The organism is uncultured Tessaracoccus sp., assembly GCF_947255005.1.
Classification (GTDB): Bacteria; Actinomycetota; Actinomycetes; order Propionibacteriales; family Propionibacteriaceae; genus Arachnia.
This window is the reverse complement of record NZ_CAMYFI010000020.1, coordinates 1-17,184: the sequence shown is the minus strand read 5'-3', so window position 1 is coordinate 17,184 and position 17,184 is coordinate 1. Positions and strand designations below refer to the sequence as shown.

Below are 17,184 nucleotides of genomic sequence, written 5' to 3'. Positions count from 1 at the left end.
GGTGAACAACGGGTGAACAAAGTTCGTGTCGCGCGCGGGATGCCCCAAGGCGCATCAAGATTGTTATCTACCCGTGATGAGAACCGCGGCTCAGGCCGTCGATTTATGGTGTTCCTCCGCGACGATGTTCCCGCGCGAATCACGGTGCAGCACCGTGATCTCTCCGACCAACATGGAGCGGTGCTTCAAACCCAACCCTTCTTGCATCGCTGGCAGTACTGGGCGGTGCCCGCACAACGCCGTCGGTTCCGTGGCTGCGGCGGCGACGTCGCGTACCCGGGCGGCCACGCCGTCGGGATCATTCGTGCCTTCTTCCTCGGTGAGGAGCGTGATTGTCTCGGTACGGATGTCCTTGTAACGGCCGTACGGGGCGAGCGTCTCCGCACACCTGACCGCGGGCGAACTCACGAGGTGCCGAACCCCGAACGCCTCGAACAGTGGGATGAGTTCAGCAGCCTGACGGCGGCCGCGCCCGTCGAGACGTCGGCTCTGATCGTTACCCGACCAATGCTTGCGCAGCATCGCCTTCGCGTGGCGCACCAGCAGCAGCGCGGTGGTGGGAGGCAGCGCAAGGGCCTCCTCGAGCACCTTGACGTCGGTGGGGTAGCTGAGCATGGCGGGGGCATCGTCAACGGGTACCCAGCGCACCTCGTCAACCTCTTTATCGGGCACGTGAAAGAACCGCGCCCTCGCCTCGGCGCGCCAGTAGTCGACCTTCTTCTTATGCTTGCCCACGGGGTACGTCAGGCTGGACAGCCGGGTGCCAAGGTTGATGAGGAGGCCGGTTTCCTCGCGCACCTCGCGCACGGCAGTCACCGGGCGCAGCTCGTCGGGATGCGCCTTTCCTTTCGGGATCGTCCAGTCGTCATAGGCCTGCCGGTGCACGAGCGCGACGTGTTCGATGCCGTCGAAGTTGTGAAATACGACGGCCCCCGCCGCGCGCACGCGTCCGCTCATCGTTCGCGCCTATGGGAGAACTGCTCAATGAGCGCGAACTGCAAGTCGCGCAGCGGCTTACCGTCAGCGTCGAGCAGGTGCGGCGTCCACGTGCGGTCGTTGAGCGCCCAATGCACGGTATCGGGTGCGAAGGCCAAGTCGAAGAGGTTCGAAATCTGCTTGATATGACGACGGTGCGAGAGCCCGACGACGGCCTCCACCCGGCGGTCGAGGTTGCGGTGCATGAGGTCAGCGGAACCGATGCCCACCACAGGGGTGCCCCCGCCTGCGAACCAATACACGCGGGAGTGCTCCAGGAAGCGCCCCAAGATGGAGCGCACGCGAATGTTTTCGCTCAACCCAGGCACGCCAGGGCGGATGGTGCAGATGCCGCGCACCCACACGTCGACGGGAACCCCGGCCTGCGAGGCGCGGTAGAGCGCGTCGGTGACTTTCTCGTCGACGACGGCGTTCACCTTGATGCGGATACCCGCAGGCTTGCCCGCCTTGTGGTTGGCGATCTCGCGTTCAATGTGGGTAATTAGGCCAGCTCGGATACCGTGCGGGGCGACGAGCAGGCGACGGTAGTTGCGTTCCTGCGTGATGCCCGAGAGGTGATTGAACAGGCGGGCCACATCGTCGGTGATGATGGGGTTCGACGTGAGCAGGCCCATGTCTTCATATTGACGCGCGGTTTTGGGGTTGTAGTTGCCCGTGCCAATGTGGCAGTAGCGACGCAGGCCCTCCGGCTCATCGCGCACCACGAGGCACAGCTTGCAGTGAGTTTTCAGCCCCACCATGCCGTAGACGACGTGCACGCCCGCGCGCTCGAGCTTGCGTGCCCAGTCGATGTTGTTCTGTTCGTCGAACCTGGCCTTGATCTCCACCACCGCCAGCACCTGCTTGCCCGCTTGCGCGGCATCGACGAGCGCGTCAACGATGGGGGAGTTGCCCGACGTGCGGTACAACGTCTGCTTGATGGCGAGCACCTGCGGGTCGTGGGCGGCCTGCTCGATGAAGCGCTGGACGCTCGTCGCGAACGAGTCGTAGGGGTGCTGCAGTAGGACGTCGTGGCGCTTCAGCGCGCGGAACATGTCGACGGGCGCTGCGGTCTCGGCCTCGTTGAGCTCGGGGTGCGTCGTCGGCAGGAAGTTCGGGTACTTCAGGTCTTCGCGGTCGGTGCTGTCCAGCTGGAAGAGGCCCTTGAGATCCAGTGGCGCGGGGATGCGAAACACCTCGCTGTCGTGCACATCCACCTCGTGTTGCAGCATCGTCAGCAGGCTGTCGTCGATATCGTCGGCCACCTCGAGGCGCACCGGCGGGCGCCCAACCTTCTGGCGCAGGAGCTCCTGCTCCAGCGCGGTGAGGAGGTTCTCGGCGTCGTCCTCCTCAACCTCGATGTCTTCGTTGCGGGTGACGCGGAAGGACGTGTGAGACACCACCTGCATGCCCGTGAAGAGCTGACCTAGGTGGCGCGCGATGACTTCTTCGAGCGGCAGGTACCTGCCTGGCCCCACCTCGACGAAGCGGGAGAGGTTGCTGGGCACCTTGATGCGGGCGAACTGCTTCGCGCCGGTCGCGGGGTTGCGCAGCATCACCGCGAGGTTCAGCGACAGCCCGGAGATGTAAGGGAATGGGTGCGACGAGTCCACCGCCAGCGGGGTCAAGATGGGGTAGATGCGCTCGGAGAACACCGTGCGCATGCGGTCTTTCTCGGTGGCGGTGAGTTCCTCCCACCGGAGAAATTCGATGCCTTCCCTGGCGAGTTCGGGGCGCACCGTGTGCTGGAAGAGGTTGGATTGCTCGTCGACGAGTTCGTGGATGCGCGCGAGCAGGCGCTCGTGGAGGTCCTGGGGGAGGATGCCGCTGGCGCTCGCCTGCGCGACGCCGGCGTCGATGCGGCGCTTCAGCCCTGCGATGCGCACCATGAAGAATTCGTCGAGGTTGCTGGAGAAGATGGCTAGGAACTTCGCGCGCTCGATCAGCGGAACACGCACGGCGTCGCTCGCCTGGTCGAGTACACGCTTGTTGAACTCCAGCCAGCTCAGCTCGCGATCCCCAAAGCGGTCTGCCGGAAGGTCAGTGGTGTCAACGTAGGTGGTCATACGGCTCTCCCGAAGCGTGTATCGCGCGCCGCAATCGAAAAGCCTGCGGCTTCGTACATTCGAACGACGCGCTCCTCGGCCGCCTCGACATACAACTCGACGGTGTGGTCGCCCACATCGAAGAGGTGCTGAAGACCGGCGGCCAGGAGCGCCCTGCCGATGCCCTTGCCTTCGTGCCCGGGTGCGACAGCAATGACATACACTTCGCCCAACCCATTCCCGTGCCGCTTCGTCCAGTGAAAACCGATGGGTGCGTCGCGATCTCGGGCAACCAAGAGGCCGTCGGGGCTGAACCAGGGCTGGCTTCGTAAATCGTCGAACTCCGCGCGGGTGAGCTTGCCCTGCTCGGGGTGGTGGGCGAACGCCTGCGCGTTAATGGCGACGATGGCGTCGGCGTCGTCAGGCTGGAACGGGCTGATCTCGACGGGGACAGCCTCTGATGCGACGTGGCAGAGGGGGCGTGTCATCCGCAGCAGCACGCGGTTGGGGGCGAGGCCAACTGCATGTGCCAGGGCTTCCGCGCCAGGCAGCGTGCCGAACGCCCACACGTCGAGGGTGGGGTGTTCGCTGAGGACACGTTGGAGGAGTTCGCGGCCATGCCCGAGGCGACGGTGATCGGGGTGGACGGCGAGCATGATGGTGCCGTCGCGGAGGTCGACGACAGCTTCCGCAACGTCGCTCGCGATGATGTGGCCCGGGCGTAACTCTTGGACGACGAGCTCGCCGGACTCGTTGATGGGCGAGACGCCGTCCACAGCGGTTGCTGCTTCGAATATCGAACCCACGACACTCCTTCAACACCGGATGAACCGCCATCTTAGTCGGGTACTCAGTAACCCTCTACGATTGCATCCGTGGCGTGGAAACTGCCTGACGAGTTTTTTCGACGGCGCCTGGAGCCGGCCGAGGCCGACGAGGCGCCGTCTGAGCCTGCCCTCGACTCCGAGCCTGACGGAGAGCCACAGCCCCCCGAGGCCAGCGTGCCTCCGTCGCGGCCCATGCTCATTCCGGTACGCATCGCCGCGGTGCTCATCCTGCTCGCTGGCCTGGTGGGGTTCGGCATTAGCAAGGCGCTAGTGGCGAACTCCTCGCGAAGCCCGAAAGCGAGTGTGTCCCCGTCGTCACCGGCTAGCTCGGAGAGCGTGACGCCGAGCCCCAGCGAGAGCAACACGAGTGCGCATGCCGCCTACGACGGGGCTACTGAGACGCTGGTGCCATCGGTGGTCACCACCACGTGCACCGACGCCGACCCGAGCGGGCTCGTCGATGCGAGTGCCGCCACCGGCTTGGAATGCGAGGGCAGTGGCGTCGGGGAGCGGATCGAGTTTCGATTCGCGAGCGTCGAGGAGATCGTCGGCGTGAGCCTCACCAGCGGCAATTCAGTTGAGCCTGAGGAGACCGCCGGTCAGCGGCAGGTGATGAGCGTGCGCTGGCGGTTCTCTGACGGTTCCTGGTTTGACCAGGGGCTCTCGGGTAGCAACGGAGCGTCGCAGGCCGTGGGCTTTCCGCGCGTGCGTGCTGATTCGGTGACGCTCGAAGTGGTGTCGACGAGCGCCTCCCCAACGGGAGACGAGGGCGACAAGTTCACCATCGGCGCCGTGGAGTTCCTGCGTGTCGGGTAAACCGTCGTCTATTCGGGTACCGCTTGTACACTGGCGCGCATGGTCGCGATCCTGCCTTGGGTGCTGATTGTCGCCGCCGCGCTGCTGGCGCTGGCAGCGACGGTGACCCTCGTCCGAATGCTCATCGATCTCGCGGCCAGACTAAGGACTGACAATGAACATTGATATCGAAGTACCTGAGGGCCTCGACCCGGCGCTGACCGCGCTCGGGTGGCTCGTCGGGCAGTGGGAAGGTACCGGCAACGGCACCGACCACGAGGGTAACGATTTTGCCTATGAGCAGCGCATTCAGTTCTGGCCAGGCGGTGGGCCGTACCTGTACTACCTCGCTCAGGCCTTTCTCCTGGATGAGGATGGTAAGCCGGGGGAGATGATCGAGATGGAGACGGGGTTTTGGCACCCGAAGCCCGACGCGTCGCTGTCCGTCACCACCACGAACTCGAACGGGTGGACCGAGGTATTGGTCGGGAAGATTCAGGTGACGCGGATTGATCTGCGCACCGACGCCGTCGTGCGCACCGAATCTGCGGCGATAGAGCACACAGCCGGGCAGCGCCTGTACGGCAAGGTGGAGGGCGACCTCATGTACGCCCTGGATCGGGCGACGACCGGCCACGAACTGCGCCCCCATATGTGGGCGAGGCTGAAGCGTGTCTGAGCAGGGAATTCTCGTCGAGAGTGGGCCCGACGAGGGGCTGGTGTGGCACTACGGCAACCCCTTTGCGGAGACCCGCGCGCTCGAAGAGGGCGAGGGGGTGGTCGTGCTGGGGAATCGCGATGTGGTCGAGATCTCTGGCGACGACCGTCTCGAGCTGCTGCACCTTATCTCCACCCAGCACATGCGTGGTGTGGGCGCTGGCGACTCGGGGGCGCTGCTCATCTTGGACGCCGCTGGGCATATTGAGCACGTGCTGCACTTCGTCGACGACGGTGCCAGCCTGCTGGGCTGGACGGAGCCTGGGCGGGGTGCGGCGCTCGTCGAGCACGTGCTGCGGATGCGGTTCGCGATGCGGGTGGAGGCGCGTGTCCGCGACGACCTCACGCTGTATTGGGTAGGTCATACGGTGCCTGTGCCCGACGGTGCGCGCGTGCGGCATTCTGACTTAGGCGGCACTGAGGTGTTCGCGGCGGAGCCGATGCAGGGCACCGCCGGAACGTGGGCGTTCGAGGCGCTGCGCATTGCCGCCGGGGTGCCGCGCATCTTCGTCGATACCGACGAACGCACTATTCCCAACGAGATCGGGCTGTATGGAACGCACTTGGACAAGGGCTGTTACCCCGGCCAGGAGACGGTGGCCAAGGTGCACACCTTGGGGCGGCCGCCGAGGCGGTTGGTGCAGCTGCACCTGGATGGCTCACGCTCGACGCTGCCCGGGTTGGGGTCGGAGCTGAAGCTGGGCGAGAAAGTGGTGGGGCGAGTGGGCTCGTCGGTGCTCCACCGCGAGATCGGGCCGCTGGCGTTGGCGCTGGTGAAGCGCAGCGTGAGCCTCGACGCTCAGCTCGATGCCGACGGGGTAGAGGCCGCGCAGGAAATGCTAGTCGACCCCGACGTCGGGTTGCACGTGCGGCCCCGGCTGCGCTGAGCGTCGTACTATCCCGCCAGGTCGCTGGGATTGTTCGCGCCCAACCCTGAGAACCGCTCGAAGAACGCGGTGAGTTTTCGGAGCACCCGTTGCTTCGTCGCCCCGTGTTGGCCGCGGGCAGAGAACCGGGATACCGGTGGCAGCACCTTCGTGATGGCAGTGCCGCCGGTTTGAACGTGTCCGTCGCGGAAGGCTGTTGCGACGAAGACGCGGGTCTCGTCGGGGCGGAGGCGCTCGTCGGTGATGATCGCCTCAAGCTCGGATTCTCGTTTCGCGGCAATGTATTGCAGCCATTCTTGGTCGATCTTCCCGGTGGGAGAGACGCCTTCGACGAAGTCTTCGATCAGGTCGCGTTTGCTGCGTAGCGTGAGGCTGGCGTTGACGGCACGGCTGATCTCCGCGCGGATCTCCTTGTCGTCGCCGTCTCCTCGTGTGCTTTGGTATTGCTCGACGAGCATGAGGATGTAGTCGACGTTGATCTCCACCTGCTTGATGAGCTCAATCTCGAAGACGACGTCGTCGTTAATGCGCTCCCTGTCTCCTTCGCGTTCCTTACGGAACTGCGCATGGAGATCGAGGTAACGGCTTCGGTAATCCTGTTCGTGCCTGTCGGTGAGGAGCTCGTCGCCCTCGAACTCGTCGAATGAGGTGAGGATGTTGCGAAGCCGCAGGATGGAGCCGAAGAGCCCAATGAAGGCTTTTTGCGCTTCCTCTCCGACGATCACCTCGCCCGGTGGGAATTGGGTGAGTAGTTCGTCGACGTTGGTTCGATACTCCTCGTAGTACTCCCGGTACGGCTTCATGACGACGACGCCGCGAGCTTCCTTGTTGCCGAAGAGCGCGATGGCGTCGTTGGTGGCCTGCTCCAGGTCGCGGAAGCTCACGATGTTGCCGTAGGTCTTCACCGAGTTGAGGATGCGGTTCGTGCGCGAGTACGCCTGGATGAGCCCGTGGGAACGGAGGTTTTTGTCGACGAAGAGCGTGTTCAAGGTGGTGGCGTCGAAGCCGGTGAGGAACATGTTCACGACGATCACGAGGTCGATCTCGCGCTTCTTCATCCTCAAGGACAGGTCTTTGTAATAGCCCTCGAAACCCTTCGGCGTGGTGTCGTGCGAGGTGCCAAACATCTCGTTGTAATCATCGATGGCTTCGCTCAAGAACATGCGGTCATCGAGCGGCCAGGACGCGGTATCGGAAGGCTGTTCGTCGCCGAAAATCTCGTCGCCTTCTGCAGCGTTGGCGCCGTAGGAATAGATGATGCCCACCTTGAGGCGCTGATCGGACGGGAGGTCTTGTTGCTGCTGGTGGAAGTGGTTGTAGTACATGCGCGCGGCCGGAATGGACTCCGTCGCAAACAGGGCGTTGAAGCCGCGTACCCGTCGCTCGCCCAGCGAGTAGTGCTCGGACCGCTTTGTTTTCTGGTTGAAGTGCTCGCGGATGTACGAGACCACTTGGCTCATCCGCTCGGGCGCCATGAGTGCCTCCTCGGTGTCGATCGCGGACACCTGCTTGTCGACGACGTCGCCCACCTTGATGGTGTTGATGTAGTCGATGCGGAAGGGCAGCACGTTCTTGTCGGTGATGGCGTCCACGATGGTGTAGGTGTGGAGCTTCTCGCCGAAGGCCTGTTCAGTGGTCCGTAGCTGAGGGTTGCCGCCGCTTAGGGCGTTGTCAGCGAAGATAGGAGTGCCGGTGAAGCCGAACAGGTGGTAGCGCTTGAACGCCTTGGTGATGGCGGTGTGCATGTCGCCGAACTGCGAGCGGTGGCACTCGTCGAAAATGACGACGATGTGGCCGTCGTAAATGGCGTGGCCCTTGTTGGCCGAGATGAACGTGGCCAGCTTCTGGATGGTGGTGACGATGATGCGCGCGCCCGGGTCTTCGAGCTGCTTCTTCAGCGCTGCCGTCGACGTGTTGGAGTTGGCCGCGCCCTTCTCGAAGCGGTCGTACTCAAGCATCGTCTGATAGTCGAGGTCTTTGCGGTCCACGACGAACAGCACCTTGTCGACGTCGTCGAGCTTGGATGCGAGCTGCGCGGTTTTGAACGAGGTGAGGGTTTTCCCGGAGCCCGTGGTGTGCCAGACATAGCCGCCCGCAGCCGTGGTGCCGAGCTGCTTGTAGTTGGTGGAGATCTGGATCTTCTGCAGGATTCGCTCGGTGGCGACGATTTGGTACGGCCGCATCACGAGCAGCATGCGGTCGGCGGTGAGCACGCAGTACTTGGTGAGGATGCCCAACAGGGTGTGCTTCGCGAAGAAGGTTTTCGCAAACGCGGTAAGATCTTGGATTGGTTTGTTTTTTGCGTCTGCCCACCACGAGGTGAACTCGAATGAATTTGAGGTTTTCTTCACGCGTTTGGGGCTGGATTGCTCGCTGAGGTGCTGGCGACGCGTCGTGTTGGAGTAGTACTTCGTGAGCGTGCCGTTGGAGATGACGAAGAGCTGCACGTACTCGAACAATCCAGAGCCGGCCCAAAAGCTGTCGCGCTGATAGCGGTCGATCTGGTTGAACGCCTCGCGGATGTCCACGCCGCGACGCTTCAGCTCGACGTGCACCATCGGCAGCCCGTTGACGAGCACCGTCACGTCGTAGCGGTTGGCGAAGTTTGCCCCACCCTCGTCTTGGCCCACCTCGTACTGGTTGATCACTTGCAGGCGGTTGTTGTGGATGTGCCGCTTGTCGATGAGCTGGATGTTCTTCACCGAGCCGTCGTCGCGCTTCAGCAGCTGCACGTGGTCTTCCTGGATTCGGATGGTTTTCTCGACGATGCCGTCGTTCGTGCTCGCGATCCTCTCGGTGAAGAACTGCTGCCACTCCGAATCGGAGAACGTCACGTCATTCAGGAGCTCAAGCTGTTTCCGGAGGTTTGCGATGAGTTCTTGTTCCGTTTGGATGGTGAGGTACTCGTAGGCCTGAGATTGCAACTGCCGGATGAACTCCTGCTCCAACGCTGCCTCCGACTGGTAGCTGCTGGATTGATCTTCGTCGGGCACATACTCCGCGACGACGGTGCTCTCCGTCGAGACGGCGATCGGGTCGTACTTGCGTGGGGTGGGGTCGGGCATGTTGTCATTCTTTCAGTCCGTCATGGGCGGTATGCAGATCAGGTTAGGGAACGTTCTTCAGGGTTGGGCGAGGGAACGCCAGCCGCTGATTTGCATAGAGAATAAACAGCTCCCCTAGCCCCAGAATTTCTCGAAAATCGTAATAATTCGCCCTCTGGTGATATGCTGACGATATGATCCTGCTGAGATTCACGGTGCGCAACCACAAGAGCATTCGAGATGAAACTACCTTCGAGCTCGTGAGTCCGGCGCTCAGGACGCTGCAGCCCAAGGACGGTGACTGGCAGAAGGTGAGCTACACCCTCGCCGGTGTGTTCGGGGGAAACGCAACGGGGAAATCAGCCCTGCTTGACGCGCTGTGGTACGCGCTCACCGCTATCCAGTGCTCCGCCACGACGTGGCAAGGTTCGAAAGCGATGCTTCGGGCTCCATTCCGGCTCGACAAGACTTCTCGCACTTCCACCAGTCTGTACGAACTTGACGTTGTACATGACGGGCGACGATACCTGTACGGCTTCGAGGTAGACCAAGATGGAATTGTTCGGGAATGGCTTCGAGATATCCCAACCAGCCGTTGGCGAACGCTCCTCGACCGAGACCGGGCTGGGGGCAGAATGCACGTTCACCCCAGTCTCGGCGGAAAAGTTGAGGTGACACCCAGGGAGCTCGTGTTGAGTAGAGCTCTGCTGTTGCGGCAGTCCCCGCTGCATGGGTTTGCGGGAGATTTGGCTGGGCAATTCGACATGGTTTCTGTCAAGGATTCCCATCGGGAGGCTCGACTCGCAGGCATTGCCGACTCGCTTGCTGACGGAGACATTGCGTTCAGCGACCTCGAAGCACTCCTGCAGGTGGCGGATGTGGGAGTGACCAAGGTGGCAATCGAAGAGAACAACATCCCTGAGCGGGTGCGACGCGCCTTGGCGAGATTCGCGCATGACTTACGTGAGCCGGAAAGTGGCTCAGAAGACGGGGCTGTATCTCAGGATGAAGACCTGGTTGAGGATGACTTTGACAATGACGTGCTCGAACAGGTCGTTCGAGAATTGCGCTTCACGCATCGTGGGGTAGGCGAGCAGTTGCCATTGTTTTCTATCCATGAAGAAAGTGACGGCACAGTGGCATGGCTGGCGCTTGCTGTTCCAGCTCTGGAGCGGCTACGGCAAGGTGGTCTGCTATTGGTGGACGAGATTGACGCGAGTCTGCATCCCATCTTGCTAGAAGTGCTGCTCGCGAGTTTTTGCGATCCTTCAATTAATCAGAAGCACGCACAGCTCATCTTCACCAGCCACGAGTCATATGTCTTGTCTCCGCTGAGTGATGTGCGCCTGGAACCTGAGCAGATTTGGCTCACAGACAAGACATACGAGGGCGTGACGGAGCTGACCTGCCTCGCGGACTTCCCCAAGCACCCAGACGCCAACGTGGCAAAGCGGTACTTAACTGGGCGTTACGGTGGTATTCCCCGACTCTCTCCGAGTATGTTCGCCGGGCTCGTTCAGGCGGGCGAAGGAGAGCGCTGATGGTTCGGGATGGACGTCGACGCCGGGTGCCAAAACGCAGACTGGCACGTCGCATCCTTGTCGTCACTGAGGGAACCTGCACAGAGCCGCAATACGTCGAACGCTTAGGAAGCTACTTGCGAAGCAAGGGAGCGACGGTACTCGTGAGGCATGTTGCCGTGGGTAAGGACCCTCTCAAGGTAGTGCAGAAATGCATTGAGCAACGCGATACAGATGGCGAACGCGGGAAGGGCTACGACGACTGCGTGTGTCTGGTGGACGTGGACAACCACGCTTCGCTTCCTGCAGCAATCCAGCTGGCGAAACAGCAATCAATTCTGCTGCTGATATCGAACTTGAAATTTGAGGTGTGGCTGCGTTGGCATGCGGAATCGAAACGTTCAGCACTGAGCTCGAAGCAGCTTGACAAAACCGTTGCACAACTCAAATTGGTGCAAGGGAAGCAGCTGTCGCCGAAGTTTCCTATTGAAAATGTGGACGATGCGTGTGTCATTGCTCGCCAAGCTGACCCCGATCTCCGCGCAGGCAGACAAGGTCCCGACCCCTCCACCGCGCTCCCGGTTCTCGTCGAGCTTATGCGCAGCAATGCCCCACTCAAACTGGCGTAGCAGCGAGCTAGGTGTGGTCCGTCCGCGGGATTACCGAGAGCCCTTTACCCATTCCACCAACTCGTCGATCTCTTTCTGAGAGGTTGCGGGCCAAGCCGGCCAGTCTTCGTACCTGACTGGGCCAGGGTTGCGAGCGGGAGTGACTGGGTGAGTAGAAGACTGAGTGGGAAGCTGATTCTCTTGGCTGGAGTGGGGAAGCTGCTCGACACCCAGGTCTACGTCCCGGCCATCCGGACCTGTGGTCTCTGGTGTCACCGTGCCTCCTCGAACGTGAGCAACTTGTCGCGGTAGTATTCGTACTGCTTCCGACGGGCGGCCAGCTCGGCGGGTAGGCCATTTGAGAGGGAAATCTCGAGTTCTTCGAAATGCTGCAGCTGGGCGGCGATCTTGCGCTGGGTGGCGAGTGGGGGAACCGGAATTTCCCAGTTGAAGAACCGTCGTGAGATAACCCCCGCCATCGAGCCATCGGTCCGGACGCAGGATTGACGAATGCTCTCGCTGGCTGCTTTCAGACATTGGTAGACGTAGGTCGCCTCTACATCTGTGCTGGGGACCAGTGCACGAACGTCTTGGTTAAGGGTGGTCGCCGAAGTCAAAAGCCGCACAGGGAAGGCACGTCGTAGGATGTTTGATCGCATGATTACGGCAACGGCTGGTGGTTCCACCAGCGTCAGGGGAGATTCGGTGAGTGCAGTTTCCGTAATGCGCCCGCGAATCTCAGCTCGGTTCGGATCACTGATGTCCATCGAAGCCAGCCAAGGAATCGTGCCATTAGACCAGTAGAGCTGGTTTGATTTGCGGGGGGTCATTCCGCCAATCCAGCTGCCAATATCTCCCAAGGAAATCCGGGGTGCAGTCACTTCGTCAAGCAACCTCAGGCGGTAGTGCGTGTATTGCTGTGCCCTTGCTTCCAGCTCCGCTTCCAGCTCCGCTTCCAGCTCCGCTTCCAGCTCGGTGAACTTGTCCAGTATCCCGACGATCTCTCGCTGCACTTCACGTGGTGGTACGGGGACAACGACCTTCGCCATATTTGATCGGGAAATAGATCGAACTTTTGTTCCATAGACAAGTTTGGGTTTCTGCTTTTGGAATCCTTCGGAGCGGAGGTAGTAGGAGAGAAACACGGGTTCTACAAGCTGCGACGAGAATATCAACGTGTGGTTGCTTACTGCGGCAGGTACTGCGCCGAGCCAAGCGACGGCGCGTCCAAGGTCTTCGTCATTCTCACTGGTATCTGCGATGATTACATCCCCGGGATTTGCCTGCTTAGATCTGCTGGCCAGTACCTCAGTGACAAAACTCAAGGCGTTGGAGGCTGAAACTCCGTAATGTGTATAAATCTGCCCGTAGTGGATAGCAGGAATACCAGAATCTAGAAGGTCCTTTTTCTGTGGTCCTCCGCCACTCGTGAAAGAGCCTATGTCGGCCATTGGAAGATGAGGCACACCGTCGGGAGCAAGTTCGGCGAGTAGTCGTTCGATCCGGTTCACTGCTTGCCCTCCAACTTCTTCTGTTCCGCTTTGATGTTGGCCAGGTATGCTTTCTCGACTTCGCTTGGTTCCGCGTCGAGTTCGGCTCGATATTTGTCGTACTCGGCGATGGCCTTCGCGTCGGCCTCCGATCGCGAGATGCTCCCCGTGCCCTCAAGTACGGGCGCGTCCATGGCGGTGAGCATCTTGTCGAGGTGCCCCAGCCAGTCCCTCATATAGGTGGGTTCATGCCGTTGGGCACGGAACTCAGCTGCCTCGAAATAGGCGGAGACGAGCGATCCAAGCTGCTTCAACTCGAATTCGTTGAGGTAATTCTTTGCGACGGTTACATCCGACTTACAGGGTTGCGAGCCGCGGAACGACGTCAGGCCCATGTTGGGCTTGCTCGCGTCGGCGCGGCGGGCCACCACCTCAGGTGCGGTGTGACCGTGTGCGCCGAAATGGAGCTTGTTCTGAACCACCTTGAAGAACTCGCGGGCCTCCCTCGATTGCGGGTTGTAGTCGACGCTGGTGGCGAAGAGATCGAGCATCTGGCGGTACATCGCCTTTTCAGACGAGCGGATTTCGCGGATGCGCTCGAGGAGCTCGCGCCAGTAGGTGCCGCCGCCTAGATTCTTGAGCTTCTCGTCGTCCATCGTGAAGCCCTTGACGAGATACTCCCGCAGCCGCTCCGTCGCCCAGATGCGAAACCTCGTCGCGAGCACGCTCTTTACTCGGTATCCGACCGAGATGATGGCGTCGAGGTTGTAGTAGGCAATGCTCCGCTGGACCTCGCGCCGACCCTCGAGACGAACCTCCAAGAAATCCTTGGAGGTTGCCTCCGGATCCAGTTCACCCTCCTCGAAGACGTTCTTCAGGTGCAGGCGCACGTTCTCGCGTGACGTTTGGAACAGGTCTGCGATCTGCTGCTGGGAGAGCCACAACGTCTCATTGACGAGTTGCACCTCGACGGCGGGCGTTCCGTCGTCGCGTTGGTAGACGAGAATGTCTCCCTGGGACTCGGTCATGCGAAGAAGTCCTCGTCGATTTCAACCACCTGGTAGGTGTCTTTCACTTGTACGCCTACACCAAACCGAATCATGAGTTCCGAAAGACGTGCGCCGTCGATCAGGATGATTCGGGTTGGGATACCGCGGGCGTACTGCTTCGCGCCATCCGAGAATTGACTCGTTGTGATGAAGACGCCGCTGTCTGCTTTGCCGCTGAGAGCTCCGACAAAACCCTGCACGTCCGGGCGCTGCACGACGTTGGTGCTGGCGTACCGTTTTGCCTGAATGTAGACACGGTTAATGCCGAGCACGTCTTGGTCGATGACACCGTCGATGCCGCCGTCATTGGTGAGTTGCGTGACATAGCCAGCACCGCCGGCACCGCCGTAGCCCATGGCAAGCAACAGATCTATGACTGCCTGTTCGAAGAAGGCGGGTTCTTTTTCTTGTAGCCGGCGGAGGAGCTCGGAAGCGACGTCGTCCGTGATGCGTGCGATGCCCTCTTGCACCTGCTCTATGGGAGTCATGTCCTCCGCCTCGTGTGCTGAGGTGTTATCAGGCATGCTGGCTCGGGGGCTTGTCGAACGGTAAGGCCTGATCTCGGATGCGGGGTCGTCGCTCAGTGCGCGAAGCTCGCGTTCGGTTACGCCGTTGGGGAAGGTGCGAAGCACCGTACGCCCGGCATCGGTGATAACGTAGTGCCCCCGCGATGGACGGTCCAGAGCGCCGACGTTGGTGAGGAAGGAGACTCCCCAGCCGATCCTGTTAGCGTACATGAGCTGGCCGCGGGAGGGGAGTCTCTCAGCACGCTGCTCAGGAGTGAGGGATACCGCGTCGGCCACTGCCGTCTCAATTTCACGCCGATGCTGAACGTTGCCGTCGCTCATGACTCGTAGCGTTGGAATCATGAACTGCTGCCAAGTGGGCAGTTCCACCATGCTCATTCCCCTTCCAAATCCGCAACAATCTCGTCAATGGCGATGCGCAGCTCCTGCTGGCGTGCGACGATGCGGGCGATCTCGGCGTTGAGTTCCATAATGTCGATCTCTTCGCGCGTGTCTTCTTTCTCCACGTACGACGACACCGACAGGTTGTACTCGTTCTCGCCAATGCTCTCGTTGGGCACCAAAGCGGCCATGTATTCGATGGGTTCGCGGGCGGCGAAGGCGTCAAGGATAGCTTGGCGGTTCTCGTCGGTCAGTTTGTTCTTGTTGCCGCTGCGCTGGAACTGGGCAGATGCGTCGATGAACAGCACCGAGTTATCGAGCTTTGATTTCTTGAGCACGATGATGCAGGTGGCGATCGTCGTGCCGAAGAACAAGTCTGGTGGGAGTTGGATGACGGTATCGACGTAGTTGTTGTCGACGAGGTACTTGCGGATCTTGCGCTCCGCGCCGCCCCGGTACAGCACCCCCGGGAACTCGACGATGGCGGCTGTACCGTCGACGGCCAACCAGGACAGAATGTGCATGGTGAAGGCCAAATCTGCCTTCGACTTCGGCGCCAACACGCCCGCGGGGGAGAAGCGGGGGTCGTTGATGAGCAGGGGATTTGCGTCGCCGTCCCACCGGATGGAATACGGCGGGTTGGACACGATGGCCTCGAACGGCTCGTCGTCCCAGTGGGCCGGGTCGGTGAGTGTGTCGCCGTGCGCGATGCTGAACTTCTCGTAGTTGATGTCGTGCAGGAACATGTTGATGCGCGCGAGGTTGTACGTCGTGAGGTTAATTTCTTGCCCAAAGAACCCCTGGCGCACGTTGTCTTTGCCGAGTACCTTCGCGAACTTCAACAGCAGGGAACCCGACCCCACGGCAGGGTCGTACACCTTATTGACTTGCGTTTTGCTATGCACGGTGATGTGGGCGAGTAGCTCCGAGACCTCCTGTGGCGTGTAGTACTCGCCGCCAGACTTTCCCGCTTGCGACGCATACATCTGCATGAGGTACTCGTAGGCGTCACCGAAGAGATCAATGGAGTTATCTTCATAGTTGCCGAGTGGCATGTCGCCGATGGCATCCAGCAACTTCACGAGCTTGGCGTTACGGGTTGCGACCGTAGGGCCTAGCTTGGTGCTGTTCACGTCGAGATCATCGAACAGACCCTTGAGATCGTCCTCAGCATCGGTGCCGATGGCCGAGCCTTCGATATTGGAGAAGACCCGAGCGAGCGTCTCATTCAAGTTCACGTCCTTCGGGGCGCGAAGCCGGACGTTGTGAAACAGCTCGGACGGGAATATGTAGAAGCCCTTCTCCTCGACGGTGGCCTCTCGCCCATACTCCGCGTCGCTGTCGGAAAGGAGCGTGTAATCGAAGGTGGGGTCACCGGCCTCGCGCTCGCCCCGGTTGATGTACGCGGTGAGGTTCTCGGAGATGAAGCGGTAGAACAGCATGCCCAGCACATATGCCTTGAAATCCCAGCCGTCGACGGAACCGCGCAGATCATTTGCGATGCGCCAGATGGTTTTGTGCAGCTCCGCGCGCTGCGCTTCTTTCGTAGTGGGGGACATGGGCTCTCCTTCAAACCGCGTAGCCCCAACCTAGCGAACCCCACTGACAAAAACCGTGGGTAGATGTGTGGTGCCATGAGTCAGGGCGTACTTCGCCGTCCTGGGGATCCTTCAGGTGCTCGGAAGACGCCGATTCTTCGGCTCAACCCTGATTATGCTCGTTACACGCCATGATGTATCATGGTTGGTAATAGATCCCCGGTCAGGCCTCTTCCCCTTGCGGGTAACGCACAAATGGCCGGGGCCTTTCATATCCTATGGAGGCATACCTGATGCCGAAGGAGTGGCTCAGCTATGAGCAGCAAGTAGAGCTGCTCAACCAGCGAGGCATGCGTATCGATGATCGTGCAGCTGCTGCCGAATTCCTCGCGCGGGTCAACTATTACCGCTTCTCCGGATATTTCAGGCATTGGCAATATGACCCAGCCCGGGGCGATAACCGATTCTTCCAGGGCACCTCATTCGACACTATTCGTGCTGTCTACAATGCTGAACAAGAGTTGGTGACTGTCTGCGATGAACTCCTACACCCCCTTGAGATTCTCTTACGCACTCGCTTCGCATATGCCTACGGTTGTCACGTTGGGGTGACAGGGATGTTCGCGCGCGGTGAGGGCTTCACCCAGCCAGCCCGCGCAGATGTTGACCGTGTCGAAGAGCACGCCCTTGCTAACCTTGACCGTAGTAAAGAAGCGTTCGTCGCCCACTACCGCGACGACATTAAGCAAGGCAATATTTACAAGCCTGAGGCGTATAACCG

General features: G+C 60.8%; 15 protein-coding genes. 7 read left to right on the top strand and 8 right to left on the bottom strand.

Annotation, left to right across the window (positions count from 1 at the left end; translation table 11 throughout):
- Positions 1-90: 90 nt before the first annotated feature.
- From Q0X61_RS06185 to mshD, 3 genes are read right to left on the bottom strand one after another with little or no spacing between them, the layout of a single operon-like run.
- Positions 91-957, bottom strand: coding sequence for an NUDIX domain-containing protein (locus Q0X61_RS06185; RefSeq protein ID WP_297741385.1), 867 nt, complete (start codon positions 955-957; stop codon positions 91-93).
- The gene (locus tag Q0X61_RS06180) at positions 954-3,041 is read right to left on the bottom strand and encodes an RNA degradosome polyphosphate kinase (RefSeq protein ID WP_297741384.1); all 2,088 of its coding nucleotides are present in this window, start codon (positions 3,039-3,041) and stop codon (positions 954-956) included. Before Q0X61_RS06180 ends, Q0X61_RS06185 begins: the two co-directional genes overlap by 4 nt.
- On the bottom strand, positions 3,038-3,826 hold the full coding sequence (mshD, locus tag Q0X61_RS06175; protein WP_297741382.1) for a mycothiol synthase: 789 nt from the start codon (positions 3,824-3,826) through the stop codon (positions 3,038-3,040). Before mshD ends, Q0X61_RS06180 begins: the two co-directional genes overlap by 4 nt.
- Positions 3,827-3,895: 69 nt before the next feature.
- On the opposite strand from mshD, the gene Q0X61_RS06170 reads away from it, so the two are divergent.
- From Q0X61_RS06170 to Q0X61_RS06155, 4 genes are read left to right on the top strand one after another with little or no spacing between them, the layout of a single operon-like run.
- Entirely contained in the window at positions 3,896-4,663 is a 768-nt protein-coding gene (locus tag Q0X61_RS06170; protein WP_297741380.1) for a hypothetical protein, read from the top strand.
- A gap of 39 nt (positions 4,664-4,702) precedes the next feature.
- Positions 4,703-4,828, top strand: coding sequence for a hypothetical protein (locus Q0X61_RS06165; RefSeq protein ID WP_297741378.1), 126 nt, complete (start codon positions 4,703-4,705; stop codon positions 4,826-4,828).
- Positions 4,818-5,321, top strand: a complete 504-nt coding sequence (locus tag Q0X61_RS06160) for an FABP family protein (RefSeq protein WP_297741376.1) — start codon at positions 4,818-4,820, stop codon at positions 5,319-5,321. The genes Q0X61_RS06165 and Q0X61_RS06160 overlap by 11 nt, the downstream gene beginning before the upstream one ends.
- A complete protein-coding gene (locus Q0X61_RS06155) occupies positions 5,314-6,246 on the top strand; it encodes a folate-binding protein YgfZ (RefSeq protein ID WP_297741374.1) in 933 nt (310 codons plus the stop codon). Before Q0X61_RS06160 ends, Q0X61_RS06155 begins: the two co-directional genes overlap by 8 nt.
- Positions 6,247-6,254: 8 nt before the next feature.
- Here Q0X61_RS06155 and Q0X61_RS06150 read toward each other — a convergent pair whose 3' ends face one another.
- Positions 6,255-9,311, bottom strand: a complete 3,057-nt coding sequence (locus Q0X61_RS06150) for a type I restriction endonuclease subunit R (protein WP_297741372.1) — start codon at positions 9,309-9,311, stop codon at positions 6,255-6,257.
- A 173-nt stretch (positions 9,312-9,484) separates the two neighbouring features.
- Between Q0X61_RS06150 and Q0X61_RS06145 the strand changes: the two genes are divergently transcribed.
- Together Q0X61_RS06145 and Q0X61_RS06140 are read left to right on the top strand one after the other, a co-directional pair.
- Entirely contained in the window at positions 9,485-10,831 is a 1,347-nt protein-coding gene (locus Q0X61_RS06145) for an ATP/GTP-binding protein (protein WP_297741370.1), read from the top strand.
- Entirely contained in the window at positions 10,831-11,439 is a 609-nt protein-coding gene (locus Q0X61_RS06140; protein ID WP_297741368.1) for an RloB family protein, read from the top strand. Before Q0X61_RS06145 ends, Q0X61_RS06140 begins: the two co-directional genes overlap by 1 nt.
- Before the next feature lie 251 nt (positions 11,440-11,690).
- On the opposite strand, the gene Q0X61_RS06135 is transcribed toward Q0X61_RS06140, so the two are convergent.
- Genes Q0X61_RS06135 through Q0X61_RS06120 form a run of 4 tightly spaced genes read right to left on the bottom strand, consistent with a single transcriptional unit; the run spans position 11,691 to position 16,424 of the window.
- The gene (locus tag Q0X61_RS06135) at positions 11,691-12,929 is read right to left on the bottom strand and encodes a restriction endonuclease subunit S (protein ID WP_297741366.1); all 1,239 of its coding nucleotides are present in this window, start codon (positions 12,927-12,929) and stop codon (positions 11,691-11,693) included.
- The gene (locus Q0X61_RS06130; RefSeq protein WP_297741364.1) at positions 12,926-13,936 is read right to left on the bottom strand and encodes a virulence RhuM family protein; all 1,011 of its coding nucleotides are present in this window, start codon (positions 13,934-13,936) and stop codon (positions 12,926-12,928) included. The genes Q0X61_RS06135 and Q0X61_RS06130 overlap by 4 nt, the downstream gene beginning before the upstream one ends.
- A complete protein-coding gene (locus Q0X61_RS06125) occupies positions 13,933-14,856 on the bottom strand; it encodes a restriction endonuclease (protein ID WP_297741362.1) in 924 nt (307 codons plus the stop codon). The genes Q0X61_RS06130 and Q0X61_RS06125 overlap by 4 nt, the downstream gene beginning before the upstream one ends.
- Positions 14,857-14,858: 2 nt before the next feature.
- Positions 14,859-16,424 carry a type I restriction-modification system subunit M gene (locus Q0X61_RS06120; protein WP_297741360.1) on the bottom strand — a complete coding sequence of 522 codons (1,566 nt, stop codon included), beginning with the start codon at positions 16,422-16,424 and terminating at the stop codon, positions 14,859-14,861.
- Positions 16,425-16,696: 272 nt separating this feature from the next.
- Here Q0X61_RS06120 and Q0X61_RS06115 point away from each other — a divergent pair.
- The coding region (locus Q0X61_RS06115; protein ID WP_297741358.1) for an Abi family protein at positions 16,697-17,184 on the top strand (488 nt) is incomplete at its 3' end.